The organism is Verrucomicrobiota bacterium JB022 (genome assembly GCA_030673845.1).
Classification (GTDB): domain Bacteria; phylum Verrucomicrobiota; class Verrucomicrobiia; order Opitutales; family Oceanipulchritudinaceae; genus WOUP01.
Genome location: JAUTCQ010000012.1, coordinates 210,311 through 227,430, shown reverse-complemented (window position 1 = coordinate 227,430; position 17,120 = coordinate 210,311). Strand labels below are relative to the sequence as shown.

Annotated in this window: 13 protein-coding genes; 11 read left to right on the top strand and 2 right to left on the bottom strand. The window is 65.0% G+C overall.

The features are described from left to right. Positions 1 to 6 precede the first annotated feature (6 nt). The 8 genes from Q7P63_07885 to Q7P63_07850 all read left to right on the top strand — a co-directional run bounded on the left by Q7P63_07885 (position 7) and on the right by Q7P63_07850 (position 12,595). A complete protein-coding gene (locus Q7P63_07885; GenBank protein ID MDP0500007.1) occupies positions 7 to 795 on the top strand; it encodes a FecR domain-containing protein in 789 nt (262 codons plus the stop codon). Further along, positions 792 to 3,437 (top strand): adenylate/guanylate cyclase domain-containing protein, encoded by a 2,646-nt coding sequence (locus Q7P63_07880; GenBank protein ID MDP0500006.1) that lies wholly within the window; start codon positions 792 to 794, stop codon positions 3,435 to 3,437. The genes Q7P63_07885 and Q7P63_07880 overlap by 4 nt, the downstream gene beginning before the upstream one ends. Positions 3,438 to 3,553: 116 nt before the next feature. Further along, positions 3,554 to 4,516: a tRNA-dihydrouridine synthase family protein gene (locus Q7P63_07875; protein ID MDP0500005.1), complete on the top strand. Its 963-nt coding sequence runs from the start codon at positions 3,554 to 3,556 to the stop codon at positions 4,514 to 4,516. Between the two features lie 179 nt (positions 4,517 to 4,695). Continuing rightward, positions 4,696 to 5,508, top strand: coding sequence for an HDOD domain-containing protein (locus tag Q7P63_07870; protein ID MDP0500004.1), 813 nt, complete (start codon positions 4,696 to 4,698; stop codon positions 5,506 to 5,508). 70 nt (positions 5,509 to 5,578) lie between these two features. Continuing rightward, positions 5,579 to 9,778, top strand: a complete 4,200-nt coding sequence (gene hrpA, locus Q7P63_07865; protein ID MDP0500003.1) for an ATP-dependent RNA helicase HrpA — start codon at positions 5,579 to 5,581, stop codon at positions 9,776 to 9,778. Between the two features lie 3 nt (positions 9,779 to 9,781). Then, on the top strand, positions 9,782 to 10,558 hold the full coding sequence (locus Q7P63_07860) for a WecB/TagA/CpsF family glycosyltransferase (protein MDP0500002.1): 777 nt from the start codon (positions 9,782 to 9,784) through the stop codon (positions 10,556 to 10,558). 49 nt (positions 10,559 to 10,607) lie between these two features. Beyond that, the gene (locus Q7P63_07855) at positions 10,608 to 11,429 is read left to right on the top strand and encodes a LysM peptidoglycan-binding domain-containing protein (protein MDP0500001.1); all 822 of its coding nucleotides are present in this window, start codon (positions 10,608 to 10,610) and stop codon (positions 11,427 to 11,429) included. A 20-nt stretch (positions 11,430 to 11,449) separates the two neighbouring features. Continuing rightward, positions 11,450 to 12,595: an aminotransferase class V-fold PLP-dependent enzyme gene (locus Q7P63_07850; protein ID MDP0500000.1), complete on the top strand. Its 1,146-nt coding sequence runs from the start codon at positions 11,450 to 11,452 to the stop codon at positions 12,593 to 12,595. Here the strand turns inward: Q7P63_07850 and sigJ are convergent. Then, on the bottom strand, positions 12,592 to 13,455 hold the full coding sequence (gene sigJ, locus Q7P63_07845) for an RNA polymerase sigma factor SigJ (GenBank protein MDP0499999.1): 864 nt from the start codon (positions 13,453 to 13,455) through the stop codon (positions 12,592 to 12,594). The genes Q7P63_07850 and sigJ overlap by 4 nt on opposite strands. A gap of 8 nt (positions 13,456 to 13,463) precedes the next feature. Then, complete coding sequence (locus tag Q7P63_07840) at positions 13,464 to 14,468, bottom strand: NAD(P)H-dependent oxidoreductase (GenBank protein MDP0499998.1); 1,005 nt, start codon at positions 14,466 to 14,468, stop codon at positions 13,464 to 13,466. Between the two features lie 223 nt (positions 14,469 to 14,691). Here Q7P63_07840 and Q7P63_07835 point away from each other — a divergent pair, with 223 nt between their 5' ends. From Q7P63_07835 to Q7P63_07825, 3 genes are all read left to right on the top strand, one after another. Continuing rightward, a complete protein-coding gene (locus tag Q7P63_07835; protein MDP0499997.1) occupies positions 14,692 to 15,123 on the top strand; it encodes a hypothetical protein in 432 nt (143 codons plus the stop codon). 155 nt (positions 15,124 to 15,278) lie between these two features. Beyond that, on the top strand, positions 15,279 to 16,364 hold the full coding sequence (gene recF / locus Q7P63_07830; GenBank protein ID MDP0499996.1) for a DNA replication and repair protein RecF: 1,086 nt from the start codon (positions 15,279 to 15,281) through the stop codon (positions 16,362 to 16,364). Then, a complete protein-coding gene (locus Q7P63_07825; protein ID MDP0499995.1) occupies positions 16,364 to 17,119 on the top strand; it encodes a sulfite exporter TauE/SafE family protein in 756 nt (251 codons plus the stop codon). The genes recF and Q7P63_07825 overlap by 1 nt, the downstream gene beginning before the upstream one ends. The last annotated feature ends 1 nt before the right edge of the window (position 17,120 follow it).

Below are 17,120 nucleotides of genomic sequence, written 5' to 3'. Positions count from 1 at the left end.
TCGTTTATGTGTGTGGGAGTGGCGGCACAGACGCCCATTACGCGCATCCTGCTGGGCGGGGTTTCCGGGGAAGTGACCGTCTTCAAGGCCGACGGCTCCCAGGCGGCGGGGCGTAGCGGGATGCTCCTGCAAGGCAGCGACCGCGTGCGCACCGGCACCACCGCCACAGGGGTGCTGCTCTTTTCCAACGGCATCCGCGTGCAGCTCCAGCCCGATTCGGAGCTGGTGATCGAGCAATTTACGCGCAGCAGCGCCGCTCCTCCGCCCGCCAGCACCAGCCAGGAAGAAGGCCGGTCCGAGACGCGCCTGCGCCTCAATTACGGCCAGGTGGTAGGGCAGGTCGACAAGTTGCGCGAAGACTCGTCCTTTGAAGTCGTAACGCCGGTGGGCATCGCGGGCATCCGTGGCACCCAATTCGTCGTCACCCTCACGCGCAATGGTGACGGCACCTTTACCGCATCGCTTGGCGTAAAGGAAGGGCTGGTGGAGTTTCGTCTGGCCGGGGCCGGTGCGGCTGCTGCGGCTACCCTCGTGGGGGCCAACCAGCAAGTGCAGGTCTCGGGCGAAGTCGGCGCCAACGGCGAGGTACGCATCCTCAACTTTTCGGGCCTGCAAGGCCTGACGCCGGAAGCGCTGCAACGAATCGAGGCAGGCGTGGCCGTGATCGTGCAGCAAATCCGTGGGGCCCAGGGCACGCGCACCAACCCCACGGCACCACCTCCACCCCCCGAGCCGCAAGTCTACACCGAGCGCGGCAGCGGCAGCATCAGCCGCCCATCGAGCGCTAACCAGTGATCGACCTGCGCAAGAGCCTTCGCAAGCACGGGCATGTCCTCTGGCTGCCCCTGGTGCCTGTGCTCTGGATGGTCCTTAGCTCGCGAGGCTCCCTCGTCGATCTCAAACACCTCGCGATGGACACGCGCTATTACGTGCGTGGGCCGCTGGAGGCAAAAGAGAAGGTGGTCTACGTCAATCGCGACGGCCGGGCGGCGGCAGTATTCGGCTCCAGCGACTTCTTCCCCCGCTACGTTTATGCCGACTGTACCCGGGCGGTGCTTGAGCTGGGAGGTGCCAAGGCCGTTTTTCTCGACTTTGTGCTCTCGGTTTTCAGCGGTGGGGTCGCCTTCGACAACCGCTTTCTGAACGAGGCCGACCAGGCCATGGCGGGCGTCGTGGTCGACCACCCCGACCGCATCGTGATGGCCGCCAGCTATGCCGGCGCACAGGCCGACCTGATCCAGAGCGACATGTACTTGCCCCGGATGGCAAACGGCCCCCACAGCCCCGACAACCCAACCGGCTACGATCCCGTGGCCAACCCGATCCCCGAGCTGCCGCAGTTCCCCTTTTGGGTGCCCGACCTGCAATCGCCCGACGGCTATCCGCCGCCGCAGGGCAGAGTGGGGCTGATCAACACCGAGGTGGAGCTGGACCAAGGGCCGGTACCCCGCTACGTGCCGACCTTTGTCGAGCTGGAGAACGACCGCCTTTCCAAGCACTACCTGCTCGGCTTCATGTATTGGCTGCGCAAGACGACCGATGCGGCAGAGGTGGGCGACGACTTTTACCAGACGATCCAGAGCCTCGACATCCACCCCTCCGAAACGGGCGACCGCCTCGTGATCCGTGATGCCGATGGCCTCGACTTTGGCTCCGCGCCGCTCACCTCCACCCACGTTTTCTATACCGTGGCAATCGAGCTCTTTCGCGCGACCCACCCGGGCACGGAAATCGAGATTGGGGCCGATGAGCTGCTCCTCTATGTGCCCGACGGGGAATCCCGCCGCCTGGCCGTAAGCGTCCCGCTGGTCGAAAGCCAGGCAATGGAGATCAACTGGTTTTCCGGCTGGCTGGAGGAAGACGTGCAGCGCGGTCGACGTCCTGCGCTGGAAGACCGTTACAACCCACAGGTCAGCATGGCCGACGTCTACGGGCTCTATCATGTCTGGCAAAACCCGAGCGCGGCCAATCTCCGCCAGAGCCGGTTGGAGATGTTTGCGCGCTGGAGCCTATGGAGCGATCCGGAAGGTGCCGACGATACGACCTCTTACGCATCCGATGAAGCCGTAAGGCAGGGTATCGAGCACTGGTTCCGGCGGCATTTCCAGGGCACGGCGGTGCTGATGGGGCCGACCGACGTGCTGTTGCAAGACCTTGCGCCCACCCCCTTCGACCCAGGCGAGGTGCCGAAAGTCTCCGTGCACGGCAACGCCTACAAGACGATCGTAAGTGGCCGCTTCATCCATCGCCTTCCCGCCTGGGCCGACTGGATCTTCACCTTTGCCCTCACCGGCTGCGTCACCGCGCTGACGATGGTGGGCGGCTCCAAGACGCGGCTCAACAAGATCGCCGCCATGGTCTTGCTGGTCGGTTACGTGGTGGGCAGCCTCGAGCTCTTCCGTTACTTCGATCTGGTGGTGCCGCTCGTCGCGCCGCTGGGGGCTGCGCTCAGCACCAGTATGCTTGGGGCCGTCGTGCAGTTGATTCGCGAGGAGCAGCACAAAAGCCGCATCCAAGGCATGTTTGGCTCCTATGTGTCGCCCAAGGTCGTGCAGCGCCTCGTCGACGCCGATGAGCCGCCACAGCTCGGGGGGCAGGCGCTCGAGATCACCGCTTTTTTCAGCGACATCCAGAGCTTCTCGTCGTTCTCGGAGGTGCTGACGCCAGACGAGCTGGTGGTGCTGATGAACGAATACCTCAACGCCATGACCGAGATCATGGAGGCCGAGGAAGGGACGCTCGACAAATACATCGGCGACGCGATTGTGGCCATGTTTGGTGCGCCGGTGCGGACCGATCGCCACGCCTACCAGGCTTGCCGTACGGCGGTGCTCATCCAGCAGCGGCAGGCCGAACTGCGCGACTACTGGAAAGGACTCGGCGACCGCTGGCCCTCGCTCGTCCACCACATGCAGACGCGGATCGGTCTCAACACCGGGCCCGCAGTCGTGGGCAACATGGGCTCCCGCAAACGCTTCAACTACACCATGATGGGCGATACGGTCAACCTGGCCGCCCGCAACGAAAGCGGGGCCAAGGCCTACGGTGTCCACATCATGGTGAGCGAAGACACGCGCGATCAGGCTCTGCGCCAAGGCGATGATCTCGTTTTTCGCTACCTCGACCGTATTGTGGTCAAAGGCCGCAGCCGACCCGTGGGGGTCTATGAGCTGGTCGGCTTTCGCGACAGCCTCTCCGCCAACGCGTTTCGCTGCCTGGAGCTGTACCAGCAGGCGGTCGAGCACTACCTGCGGCAAGAGTGGAGCCGCGCGCAGGAGCTGTTCCTCGCCGCTGCCGCTTGCGAGCCCTTCCAGCCCGATGCGGAAAGGCGGATCGACACTAACCCGAGCCTCGTGATGGCTGCCCGCTGCGATTATTGGAGGCACCACCCTCCGCCCGCCGACTGGGATGGTCGCTGGATCATGAAATCGAAGTAGGCAATCCGGGATTGCCCGGCGGCCCGGCCTGCGTATGTTGGCCCGCTATGGCTTTTGCAGAAAATGCGCGTCTGCCCTGGTTCGGACCCGGTCGGTGCCCCCTCTATCTGGCACCCATGGCGGGCTTTACCGACCCCGTCTTCCGCCAGATCTGCAAGGAGCAAGGGGCCGACGTCATGGTGACGGAGTTCGTCATGGCCAACAAGTTCCTTGACCCGCGCGGCGAAGTCATCGCGTGGGAGACGGTGGATTTTTCGCCCGAGCAGCGCCCCATGGGTGTCCAGATCTTCGGCAGCGAGCCGGAGAAAATGGGACTCGCCGCCCGCAAGATCGTCGATCGCCTCCAGCCCGACTTTATCGACATCAACTACGGTTGCCCCGCCCCTCGCGTGGTCGACCAGTGCGCCGGTTCTTCCCTGTTGACCGATTTACCGCGCCTGCAGGCGGTCGCCAAGGCTGTCGTCGATCAGGTGACCCGCGACGTGCCGGTAACGGCCAAGATCCGCATCGGCTGGGATGACGCATCCATCGTGGCGGTCGAGGCCTCGCAACGTCTGGTGGACGTGGGGATCGAAGCCGTGGCGGTGCACGGTCGCACCAAGGAGCAGGGCTACCGTGGCGATGCGAATTGGGATGTGATCGAGCAGGTGGCGCAGGCCATGCCGGTGCCCGTGGTGGGCAACGGCAGCATCAACACCGCCGAAGACGTCATCCGCCTGCGCGAGAAAACCAGCGTGGCGGGCCTCATGATCGGGCGGGCTGCCTTGGGCTACCCCTGGCTGTTTCGCGACATCAAGCAGACGCTGGAGACGGGCGTCACGCCTCCGCCGCCCGACATCGAAGAGCGTTGGAACGTGCTGCTGCGCTACTGCCGCGAGATGCTCGACCGCCCGCGCCGGGGCGAAGCCTGGGACCACCTTGGCTGGATGCGCCCCCGCCTCAAAGCCTTCACCAAGGTTATTCCAGGTAGCCGCCAACTGCGTCAACAGTTGGAGAAGGTGGAACGTTATGAGGATGTTGCCGCCATCGCCGACGAGCATTTGAGGACCTATACTGCGGGTAATCCGGCGGATGCGTAGGGGATAACGCTACATTTTGACTAACCTTTAATCCCCGGTCGCCCTCGCTGGTGTTGACCTTGGGTTTTTCACGCGACATTTGTAGGGCATCGTCTGTGCCCGCAAGAAGCCTCCACGCGCTTTTGCCTATGCTGAATGTCTTGAAAGGCTACGAGAAACCCCCCGCGACCTGGCAGCTGTTGGCCAAGTTGTACCGCCTGCGTACCCTCAGCCCGGCACAATATCAGGCTATCATCACGTTTCTGGAGAGCCAGGAGCGGCTGCGTATGCAGTTGCGGGTCATTTTTCCTGCGTTTTTCGACGAAGAAGAGCCGGAAGACCTCGCTCTCTACCTCCAGACCGAGGAAGGGCTCGACGTCTTCAAGCAGGCTGTCGCTCTCGCCGCGCTGGTGCTGCTGTTGACTGAGACCGACTTCGGCCCCTATCGGATCACCCGCCAGGAGTTCGCCGAAAACAGCCTCGCGGTGGCTATCTGGGCTCAGCAGCTCTCGATCATGGGCGAAGCTTCGACGGTCGACGGCTTCCTTTCCGGGCTCTACTACCGCATCGGCATCGTGCCTATTGCCCGCATCCTGTCGCGCATCAACACCGGCAACGTGTTGGCCGAGGGCGCAAGCTTTCAGGATCAGAGCCAGTGGGAGCGCAACCAGGTGGGCAAGGACTTCCCATCGATCGGCTACGACCTGCTGGAGCTGTGGCAGATCCCCGAGGCGGTCCGTAGCCCCGTGCGTGGCCAACTGCGCCCGGCTCTCTGCGGCCAGTACAAGGCGGCTGCCCTCCGGCTCAACGTCGCCCGCATTCTCAGCCGCTCGTTCTTCAGCCCCTCGATCACCTCGCCGTTGGCAGATGTGCCGCCCGCCAGCCTGGCTTCGCTTGGCCTTACGGTACCCAACATCATCCTGCACATGCAGGCGGCGCTCGACCGTTTCCACCGCCTGCGCGCACCCATGCTGGAGTTGGTCGAAAAACGCAGCGGGGCGGAAGTCAGTTGAGCGGTCGACGCACGCACCGCGTCTGATGGCTTGAATTTCCGGCAGGGACGCCAATACTGGCCTGTTTCGCATGGAAAATCCGCTTGCCGCCATCGTCGACCAGATCCGCCAGTATTTGCCGGATGCGATGCTGCGCGACCGGCTGGAGGCGGAAGACGTGCTGCAGCGCTGGCTGCCCCCGCGCCACCCGGAGAAGATTCTCCCCCGCCTGGAGCAGTTGGCCCTGCACCTGATGGCCTCGGCCGAGAAGCGGGCCGAGCGCGCCAAAAGCACCCCAACCCCGACCTTCCCCGAGGGCCTGCCGATCACGGCCCGTGCGGAGGAAATCACCAAGCTGCTGCAGGAGCATCCCGTCCTCGTTATCGCGGGTGAAACCGGCTCGGGCAAGACCACCCAACTGCCCAAGATGTGCCTTGCTGCCGGCTTTGGCGTAGCGGGCGCCATCGCTTGTACCCAGCCGCGACGGGTGGCCGCGCTCTCCGTATCTCAGCGCATCGCGGAAGAGCTGAAAGTGCCGTTTGGTCGCGAAGTGGGCGCCAAGATCCGCTTTACCGATCAGACGAGCGACCAGACCCGGATCAAGCTACTGACCGATGGGATGCTGCTCTCCGAAATCCAGGGCGATCCGCTCTTGCGCGACTACGAGGTGGTGATCGTCGACGAGGCGCACGAGCGCAGCCTCAACATCGACTTCCTGCTCGGCTACCTCAAGCGCGTGCGTGTGCAGCGGCCCGACCTCAAGATCATCGTCACTTCGGCCACGATCGACACGGCCACCTTTAGCCGTCACTTCGACGACGCGCCGATCATCGAAGTCAGTGGCCGCACCTTCCCGGTGGAGGTCCGCTATGCGCCGGTCGACGAAGTGCTGCAGGACCGGGGCGAGACGAGCTACCTCGACGCCGCCGCGCAGGTAATCGACGACCTCACCTCCGACAATCGCGAGGGCGACGTCCTGACCTTCCTCCCGAGCGAAAAGGATATCCGCGAGCTGCGCAAGCTGCTGGAAGATCGCAATCTGTCGCGCGTGGAGGTGTTGCCGCTCTTTGGCCGCCTGACCAACGAGGAGCAGCAGCGCATCTTCCAGTCGAGCCGCCGCCGCAAGATCATCCTGGCGACTAACATCGCGGAGACCTCGCTCACGATCCCCGGCATCAGTTATGTCGTCGATTCCGGCCTGGCGCGCATCAGCCGCTACAGCGCCCACACGCGTACCCAGCGCCTGCCCATCGAGCCGGTGGCCCAAAGCAGTGCCGAGCAGCGCAAGGGCCGGGCGGGTCGGGTCAGCGAAGGCGTTTGCATCCGGCTCTACAGCGAGGCCGACTTCCTCGCGCGCCCGCAATACGCCACGCCGGAGATCCAGCGGGCCAACCTCGCCGCCGTCATCCTGCGCATGCTCGCCTTCGGGCTGGGGCAGGTCGAAGACTTCCCCTTTATCGATCCGCCGCAGGAGCGCGCCATCCGGGCCGGTTATCAACTGCTGCAAGACCTCGGCGCGCTCGACCACGACCAGAGGCTCACGCCGCTGGGCCGCCAGCTCGCACGTTTGCCGGCAGACCCGACGGTGGGGCGCATGTTGCTGGCCGCACAAAAGGAGGGCAGCCTGACTGAGGTGCTCGTAATCGCGGCAGGGCTCAGTATTCAGGACCCGCGCGAACGGCCCATGGACGCCCGTGAGGCCGCCGACCAGCAGCACCGCAAGTTTACCGACCCGAAGTCCGACTTCCTCACGCTGCTCAACCTCTGGAACGCCTACCACGACCAGACGGAGAAGCTGACGCAGAAGCAGTTGCGCAAGTTCTGCCAGGAGCATTTCCTGAATTACATGCGCATGCGGGAGTGGCGTGACATCCACCAGCAGCTCAGCCAGATCCTCAAGGAGATCAAGGAGTTCCGCCCCAACGCCGCCGCCGCCGAGTATCACCAGATCCACCGTGCGCTGCTTACCGGCCTGTTGGGCAACGTCGGCCATCGCGACGAAAACAACCACTACCGCGCCCCACACCAGCGCACCGTCATGCTCTTCCCCGGCAGCGCGCTCTTCGACAAGAAGGCCGCCAAAGCCGAGCGCAAGAAGGGCCAGCCCAAGCCCAAGGAGGGTGGGGGCAAGGCACGCACGCCGGAGTGGATCGTCTGCGCCGAGTGGGTCGAGACCAACCGCCTCTACGGCCGCACCTGCGCCGAGATCCAGCCCGCATGGATACTGGAGCTGGGCGCGCACCTCTGCTCCCGCCAATATTCGGAGCCTTATTACGAGGCCAGCAGCGAGCGCGTGCTCTGCAAGGAGCGCGTGCGCCTTTACGGCCTCGAAGTCGCGACCAACCGCGTGCAATACCTGCGCGTCAACCCGGTTGAGACGACGGACATCTTTATCCGGCAGGCGCTGGTCGACGGCCAACTGAAGACCAACCTGCCGTTCTTCACGCACAATCAGGAGCTGCGCGAAAAGGTTACCAATCTGCAGACCCGCCGCCGCCACGCCTCCGCCTGGACCCTCGACGAGCGCGTCTACCAGTTTTACGCGTCCCGGCTGCAAGGCGTCGGCAGCGTGCCCGACTTGCGCCGCCTGGCCAAGGACCGCGCGGAGCCGGGCCAGAACGACATCTGGAGCTTCCTCTGCCTTTCCGAGGCCGACTTGCTCGAAGACGCCGGCGAGGACGACAGCCACCTCTTCCCCGATCAGGTGGAGATGAACGGTGCACGCCTCGATCTGAGCTACCAGTATCAGCCCGGGACGGAAGTCGACGGCGCGACGCTCAAGGTGTCGATTGCCGAGTTGGATGCGATTGATCCGGCGCGGCTCGACTGGATGGTGCCGGGCTACCTGGAGGAGAAAGTGCAGCACCTCCTGCGCTCCCTGCCCAAGGAAACCCGGGTGAAGCTGCACCCTATTGGCAACAAGGCCAAGGAGCTCACCGGCCGCCTTTCGCCCCAGCCGGAGACGCTGATCAGCAGCCTCACGCGCTTGATTGCAGACGAATACGGCGTGCACATCTGGCCCGACGAGTGGAACCTTGAAGCCATCCCCGAGCACCTGCGCCCCCGCGTGGAGGTGGTCGACAACAAGGGCCAGACGGTGGCCGCGGGGCGCGATTGGGACACCGTGGCGCGCCAATACGAAGAGCAGGCCCGCGCGAATCAGGAGAAGGGTGGGGACCTGCGCCGTCGTCAGCTGTGGCGCAAGGGCGCGCAGCGTTACGAGATCGCCCCGCTGACGGAAGCGAATTACCCGAGCCTGCCGCTGGAAGTGCAACTGGCCCCGCCCTCGGAGCTGCCGGTGCTGGCCTATCCCGGCCTCAAGGCCGAGCCCAAGGGCGTGGCGGTGCGCCTGTTCGAGAGCCCGGAGCAGGCGGCGAAGTTCACGCACCCGGCCTTCCGCCGGTTTGCGCTCGGGCTGGTGGGCCGCGACCTCGGCTGGGTCGAGCGCGATCTGGAGCGCGAGCTGCGCCGCGTGGCCAAGGTGCCGCAGGCCCAACCCAAACCGCCCATCCAGAAGACCAAGGGCGGCACGAGCAGCCTCGATTTTTCGGCCAAACTGGAAGCCGCCGCCAGCCGGCTTAACGCCCAGCAGCGTCACCTGCCTACCGCCGTCGAGGAGCTGTTGCCGGCCGCCCGTGCGCACCTGCACGAAGCCTTGTTTATTGACGCCGAGCCCCTGCCGCTCGACCCGAAACAGCTCCAGCGCGCGCTCGAAACCGCCAAGCAGCGCGTGCGCGGCTGGCCGCAAGCCTACGTCGACCAACTGGAAGAAATCTACCGCTGGCATGGCGCCGTGGTGCGCGAATCGACGGGCGCCCCGGCATGGCTGCATGAGGGGCTGGACCGCCTCGTTGCGCCCGACTTTCTTCGCCGCACCTCGGTGGACCGCCTGCCGCACTTGCCGCGCTACCTTGCCGCGCTTTACCGCCGCTGGGAACGCGCCAAGGTCGACCCGATCAAGGATGCCGAGAAGGCCCGTCGCCTCGCGCCTTTCGAGCGCCAGTTGAACGCGTTGCGCCGCGAAACGCCGGCCCGCCAGCGCCTGTTCTGGCTCTTGGAGGAATACCGCATCCAGGTCTTCGCGCAGGAGGTGGGAACGGCAGAGCGCGTGTCGGAAGTGATCCTCAGCCAGGCCGCCACTGCCGCCCAGCAGGCGGACAATCCGGAGCCTGGCCCCGTGCAGGCCCCGGAAGACCCGCAAGTGGCCGAAGCCCGTCGCGAAGCGAAGCAGAAGCGCCCCGCCACCTTCCAGAGCGTCGACGAGCTTCGCCGGGCACTAGGCGCGCGTTGAGCCATGATCCGCCTGCCGCAGTCCGAGGTCCTCGGCGTGCCCTTTACGGTCTGCACCTATGCGGACGTGCTGGCATGGCTGCGGGAAAATCAAGGGCCCGGCATGGTGGCGGTCGCGAATGTCGCCGACGTGATGACGGCTCTTCGCGAGCCTGTCTATGCCGCTGCCTTGCGCGCGGCCGACCTCGTGGTGCCCGACGGTATGCCCATCGTCTGGGCTCTGCGGGCAGACGGCCACCCTCTGCCTGACCGCGTGTATGGGCCCGACCTGATGGCATTTGCGCTGCAGGATCCTGTGCTGCAAACGCGTCGGCACGTGCTGGTGGGGGCTTCGGAAGCGGCCCGCGCGGGCGTAAGGCAACGTTTCCCCGCTGCAAATTGGGTAGGCGAGGCCGATCCGCAGTTCGCGCAACTGGAGCGCGGGGGTGGGGAGTCGGTCCAGCGCGACGGCGTCTTCATTCCCGGCTCGTATGCCGATCTGGCGGACTGGCTCCATCAGGTGCGGGCGGATGTGGTCTGGATCGCGCTCGGAGGTGGGCGGCAGGTTCAGGCGATGGCCCGTTTGCAGCCGCTGCTCCGGCACGGCGTGATGCTTGGGGTGGGGGCCGCGTTCGATTTCCACGCCGGTCTGCAACCGCAGGCCCCCGCCTGGGCCCAACGGCGCGGCCTGGAGGGCGTGTTCCGACTCTGTTGCGAGCCCCGACGGCTCTGGCGGCGTTACCTGCTGCTCAACCCGCCGTTTTTCTGGCACCGCTGGCGCGAGCGACGCCACCGGCGCTAATTGCGGTTTTGCGCTAGCGCCCGCCTGCGGTTTCTGCCAAAGTAGCGGCATGATGTGGCGAAAGTTCCGGTGCGGGCACAACTGGCGGATCGCTTGCCTCGCAGGCGTGCTCTTGGGGGGCAGTCAGCTCTGGCTGGCCGGTTGCGACGCACCCCAGACGCAGGTGCAGGAGACCGACGAGCGGGCGTTTCGCCGCGGGCAGAGCCTGCTGAAGGAAGGCAACAACGACGAGGCGCTGGCGGCATTCCTCAGCGTGATCGACGCGCGCCGGATCGCCCCGGAGTCGCACCTCGAAGCCGGGCTGCTCTACCTCAACCACGTTCGCGACCCCCTCAGCGCGATCTACCACTTTCGCCGCTACCTCGAAGTGCGGCCCAATTCCGAGGAAAGCTCGCTCGTGGGGGAGTTGATCAACACTGCCCAAAAGGAATACCTGAAGCAGCTGCCAGGGAAGCCTTACGACAACGAGACGAGCCGGCTTGATCTGTTGGCCAAGGTCGATGAGCTGGGGAAAGAAAACGAGCGCCTCCGCCAGCAGCTGGTGACCTACCAGTCCCAGTACCAGCAGATGCAGCAGCGCCTCAGCCAGACCAATAACGCGCTGGAGCAGACGCGTTCGCGCCTCGCGCAGGCCGGGCAGCCGGTGGCACCGATCATCATTTCCGAGCGCCAGCAAGAAGCCCCGGCTGCGACCGCAAACAACCAGCAAGGGCCGCGCAGCTACACCGTAACAGCAGGCGACAGCCTCTCGACCATCAGCCGCAAGATGTATGGCACGCCCAACCGCTGGCGCGAGATTTACGAAGCCAACACCGACAGCATGGCCAGCCCCAACAGCCTGAAGGTGGGGCAGACCTTGCGCATCCCCTAGGCTCGTGCGAGCCTTGCCGCATGGCGTATTTCGACTACAACGCCACCACGCCGCTGTCGCCCGCCGCCCGCGAAGCCTGGCTGGCGGCGAGCTGGTATAACCCCTCCAGCCCCTATCGCGCCGCTGCCCGGGCCCGCAATGCGCTCGAAGCTGCCCGTGCCGAGCTGGCGGAGCTGCTGCAGGCCGAGCCCGAAGACATCGTCTTCACCAGTGGTGCGACGGAGGCCAATAACGCCGCCTTTCGCCACTTCGCACGCCACTACGGGGCAGAGGCGAAGGTCGCCGTTTCGGCCATCGAGCACCCCTGTGTGATCGACTCAGCCCACGGTTGGTTTCCGGAGCGGGTCATCGAGTTGTCCGTGAAGCGCTCGGGTGTGGTGGATCTGGAGGCCGTGCGCACCGTCTTGGCGCAACGCCCCGTGCTGCTCAGCGTGATGGCAGGGAACAACGAGACGGGCGTGGAGCAGCCTTGGCCGGAGTTGCGGGAATTGGCGCGCGCGCAGGGCATTCCCTTCCATTGCGACGCCGCCCAATGGATCGGCAAGCGTCCGCTCGACGGGCTGGGCGCCTGCGATCTCCTCACGGGCAGCGCGCACAAGTTCGGCGGCCCTAAAGGCGTGGGCTTTCTCAAGCTGTCCCCGGCCCTGGGGGGGCTCAAAGCCCAATACGGGGGCGCGCAAGAGCACGACCACCGGGGCGGCACCGAGGCGACGGCGAGCATTTTTGCGATGGTGGCGGCGCTCAAGGAACGCGTCGCCGCGCTGGCCGAGGCCGACACCGCCGCCTTGGCGGCTGCCCGCGACCAGATGGTGGTGCGCGTGCGTGAAGTCCTCGACGTGCAGGTGGTGGGCGAGCAGGCCCCGCGCTTCTGGAATACCGTGATGCTGCTCCTACCGCGCCACGGCAGCGCGCGTTGGATCGCCCAGCTCGACCGCCGTGGCTTCGAGGTCTCCAGCGGCTCGGCCTGCGCCACCGGCAAGCCGGGCGTCAGCCACGTGCTCACCGCCATGGGCGTCGACCGCAGCCATGCCGAGCGGGCCATCCGTATCAGCGGCGGCCTCGACACCACCCCCGCCGATTGGCAGGCCCTGGCCGAAGCCATCATCGCAAGCTGGCACGCGCTCAAAGCGGAAGCGTCCAGCGATTCGATGGTGATTCAGATCTAGCCGTTGAACCCCCGCAGCTTGTCCGGATTGCGGATCGAGTAGATGCGGGCGATGCGACCCTCGACAATGTCGAGGGTGACGGCGGTGGTCACGACGCCGTTTTCGTAAACGAGCATGCCGGGGGAGCCGTTGAACCAATGCGGCTCCGTCACTAGCGCGATACCCTTGGCGGCATAGCTGCGCCAGACGCCTGCCATCAATGCGCCAATGGCAGCGGGGCCTGCCAGCGGCTCAAGCACTGCCGTGGCCTTGCCACCGCCGTCGCCAAAGAGTAGCGCGTCGTCGGCCAGCAGGGCCTTGAACTGATCGAGATTGCCTTCGCGCGCGGCCTCGAAAAAGCCCTCCAACAGACGGCGGTGCTCGTCGGGCGTGGCGCTGAAGCGCGGCTTTGCCTCCGCCAGCCGTTTGCGGGCGCGGGCCGCCAGTTGCCGACAGCTCGCGTTGCTTTTCTCGAGGATGGCGGCTACCTCGTCGAAAGAATAGTCGAACACCTCGTGCAACAGGTAGGCCGCACGTTCGGCGGGCGAGAGGCGTTCCAGCGCGACCATCAGCGCCATCGAAACCGTTTCGTCGGTCTCCAGCGGCTTGGGGGCGGCATCGGGAAAGGGCTCGGGCAACCATGTGCCGAAATACTGCTCTCGGCGAGCTCGCGCGCTTTGCAGGTGGTTGAGCGCGAGGCGACTGCAGGCGGTGATCAGCCAGGCGCGGGCATCGCGGACTTCCGCCGGTTCGACCTTGCGCCAGCGGAGGTAGGTCTCTTGCACGATGTCTTGGGCTTCGCTCAGGCTACCGAGCATGCGGTAGGCAATGCCTTCGAGGGTGGGGCGGTTGTGTTCAAACGACTCGGTCTGCAGGTCCATCGGGCGGTTCAGCAAGGGTTCGACATCAGCACGGCGAAGCGCCAGCCCGTATCGGTGCGGCGGTAGACATGCGTGTATTTCTGGCGGACGGCAAACACGCCTTCGCCTGAGCCGTTTTGCATCGTAACCTCCTGCCGGCCGGTTTCGACCACCAAATCGCCACTGCGCTCGATGCGATTGGGTGTTTTGCGAAAGCCGGTAAAGGCCGCGCGCTCGAAAAGTCGGCGCTCTGCCTCCCGGACCGCTTCACAGCCCGAGATCATATCCTGCCCCGGGATCATCAGTTGCACGTCTTCGGTGCAGAGGGCGGCGTAGGCGTCGGTATCGCCCTGCAGAATTGCCTTCGCCTGACCACGGCGCAAGCGCCCGATGGCAGCCTTCTCCGCCAAGGTGAAGGCGCCTTGCCAGTTGGCTTCGCCGGCCTCAAACAACGCGGCAATCTCCTCCTCTGCTGCTTCTAGACGCCGGTCGCGCTCCGCCTCTGGCAAGATGGTGCCCTCCAGGCTCACGATCTCGACCGGGCCGACGCCCATGAAGCCCAGAATGCCGCGCAAGTATTCCGCCTGCGGGTCGACTCCGCCCGTTTGCTCCGCCAGTCCGCCCCGCACCGTGATGACGGTCGCGCTACGCCCTGTGAGCAGGCCACGATATTGCCCGTTTTCCGCCGCGATGGTGTGCCCGTGGCGCGCGGTATGGTCGAAATACGCCTTGAGCGGGGAGGGGATCGCAAAATTGTAGAGCGCCGTGCTGATGACGATGTGGTTGGCCGCCTGTAGCTCGCCGATCAGCGTGTCGGAGAGCGTCAAGCCAGCATCGTCGATCGTGCCTCGGCTCTGGAAGGCGAGGATCGTTTCGGCAGCGAGGTGCGGGACGCTGCCGTCGCCAATCTCGCGGCGGACGATCTGGCTGGTGGGATACTGCGCCTGCCAGTGTCGTTCAAAGCAGTCGGCGAGCTGGCGGGAGTTAGAGCCTTCGCGGCGGGCGCTGGCGTCGATACGGAGGAGAGTCTTCATGTGATGAGGTGAAGTGGTTTCACGAGGAAGACCGAACAGCCGCGCGAAATGTGACCGCCGAGATGCGAAACCTGACAGTAAACGGTCGAAAGTATTGTCGCTAACAAAATGGAGGCCGATGCTCAGGCGCTTTGCAGACGTGCGTGTGATGCACCCTGCAGGCGCAACCTATATCAACCCCCCGCCTTATATGACGATGATCACAAAGTTGCTCCGCCTTTGCATGGCGCTTATCTCAATCACGCTCGCCGCCGCGTTGTCCGGCAGCGAAATCGACATCCAGATCGGCAGCGGCCAAACCCTGCACATCCAGTTCACCGGCAACACCAGCGGTGAAATCTATCTCAACCAGTTGTCGCCGGGCAGCGGTCTGGCTGCGAGCATGATCATTTCGCCAGCCGGAGGCGGTTGGCCAGCCAGCTATAACTACTGGAACGGAGCCGCCTATCAATCGGGCGCCCTTTTTTCCGCCGGTTCGCCCGATTACGAGGCGACGGTATCGGGCCTCGCCGCCGGCACCTATCGCATCGGTGCTTTCGGTATGGGGGGCAACCTCACCGAGTATTACCGCGACGATTCCGGCTCCACCATCTACGTCTTCCAGAGCGACACGGCCAATGGCCTGTATGTGGAGTTCTCCTTCGAAGTCTATTGAGCCGACTTCATAAGGAACGGTTAAGCGTGATCCCGTGCGCGTGATGAGATGGCGTGCACAGGGTCTCTGTATCGAGTGGACCGTGCGCGAGAAAGCCCGCCCACGGTTCACTTTCTGGCATTGCCTTCCGCCTTGGGTTGTTGCCCAATGGGCCGATGCGTTTCAAGGAGGTCCGGCTCAGCGAATACCGCAACGTGCAGTTGCAGGCATTGACGCTGGAAGGGCGCGATGCGTTTGTGGTCGGCCCCAACGGTCAAGGTAAGACGAATTTGCTGGAGGCGCTTTCGCTGGTCACCGCCCTACGCTCGTTTCGTACGACGCAAAACCGCACCCTCGTGCGCTGGGGTGGGGGTGGCGAAGCCCGGCTGTTCTTCCGGCTGGAGCACGAGCAGTTGGGCGAGACCGAGCTGGAGCTGTCGTTCAAGCACGGCAGCAAGCAAGTATGGCTCGACGGCGAGAAAGTGGGGCGACTAGGTGAAGTGCTCGGGCGCTTCCCCACGGTGCCCTTTTCGTCGCAAGATATCCAGCTACTGCGCGGCACGCCCCAAGCCCGCCGCCAGTTCCTCGATCTGGCCATCGCCGCCGTCGACGCGCGCTACCTCGACCACCTGCGCAAGTTCCACCAGGCGCTGAAGGAGCGCAACCGCTGCCTCAAGGAGCGCCGCCCCGCGGCCGTGCGCAACGCCTTCGAGCCGACCCTCGCCGAGCACGCGGCCGCTGTCGTGCGCCTGCGTCGTGAAGCTATGGCCCAGCTCAGCCGTCATCTGGAGGAAGCCTACCAGACGATTGCGACCGAAGACGAATCGCCGGAGCTGTGTTACCTTCCCAACGTGGAAGCCGAAGAGCCCGATGCCTATGGCCAGCTATGGAAAGAACACCTGGAGCGCGATCAGGCGATGGAATCGACCCAGCGCGGGCCGCATCGCGACGACTTTAACCTTCGCCTCTTCGACCGCCGCGCGCGCGAATATGGCAGCGAGGGGCAACAGCGCGGCCTCGTGCTCTCGCTCCGGCTGGCACAGGCCCGCTGGTTCTTTGAGCGCACGGGCGTGCATCCCGTGATCCTGGCCGACGACATCCTGGGTGAGCTCGACCCGCGTCGACGGCAGGGCTTCTGGAACGCCTTGCTGCCCGACACCCAAGTCATCGCATCAGGCACCGAGTTGCCGCGCGCCGAGCAGAGCCGCCCGTGGGCGATCTGGCGGGTGGAAAACGGAATCTTCAGCCCCGACGCCGCCTGATGTTCGACCTCACCTGGCAACAATGGGCGCTCGGCATCGTGGGGGCGTTTCTCATGGGCATGGCCAAAGGCGGGCTGCCCGGCGTCGGCAACATTTCGCCGCTGCTCTTTGCTAGCGCCTTTGCCGCGCGCGAATCGGTAGGCCTGCTGCTGCCGGTCCTCGTCGCGGGCGACATCTGCGGCGTGATCCTCTACCGGCGCCATACCGAGTGGAAATACGTCTGGCGGCTCCTGCCCTGGATGCTGCTCGGGGTCGTGCTCGGCTGGATGATGTTCGACTACCTGAGCGACCGCGCGGTCAAGATCTTCATTGCCGTCACGATCTTTGGGATGACGCTGTTCCAGATCGTGCGCTGGTGGTTGCAGCGCAAAGGCCGAGACCCGCTGGAAAAGGTGCCCAACAGCCGCTGGTTTTCCGCCACGCTCGGCACCTCCGGCGGCATCGCCACCATGATCGCCAATGCCGCTGGCCCCATCGGCCAGATCTACTTCCTGTCGGTCGACTTGCCCAAGATGGCCTTCATCGGCACCGCAGCGTGGACCTTCTTCATCGTCAACCTCAGCAAAGTGCCCCTGCAGGTCGAGCTCGGCATCATCACGCTGGATTCGATCGGCCTGAGCCTGGTCTTCTGCATCTTTTGCGTAGTCGGTGCGCTGCTCGCGCCGCTGATCGTGAAGCGGATCAAGCAGGAGACGTTTCAGCGGCTCATCTGGCTTTTCGTCATTGTCGCCGCGCTCAAGTTGTTGTGGGATTAGG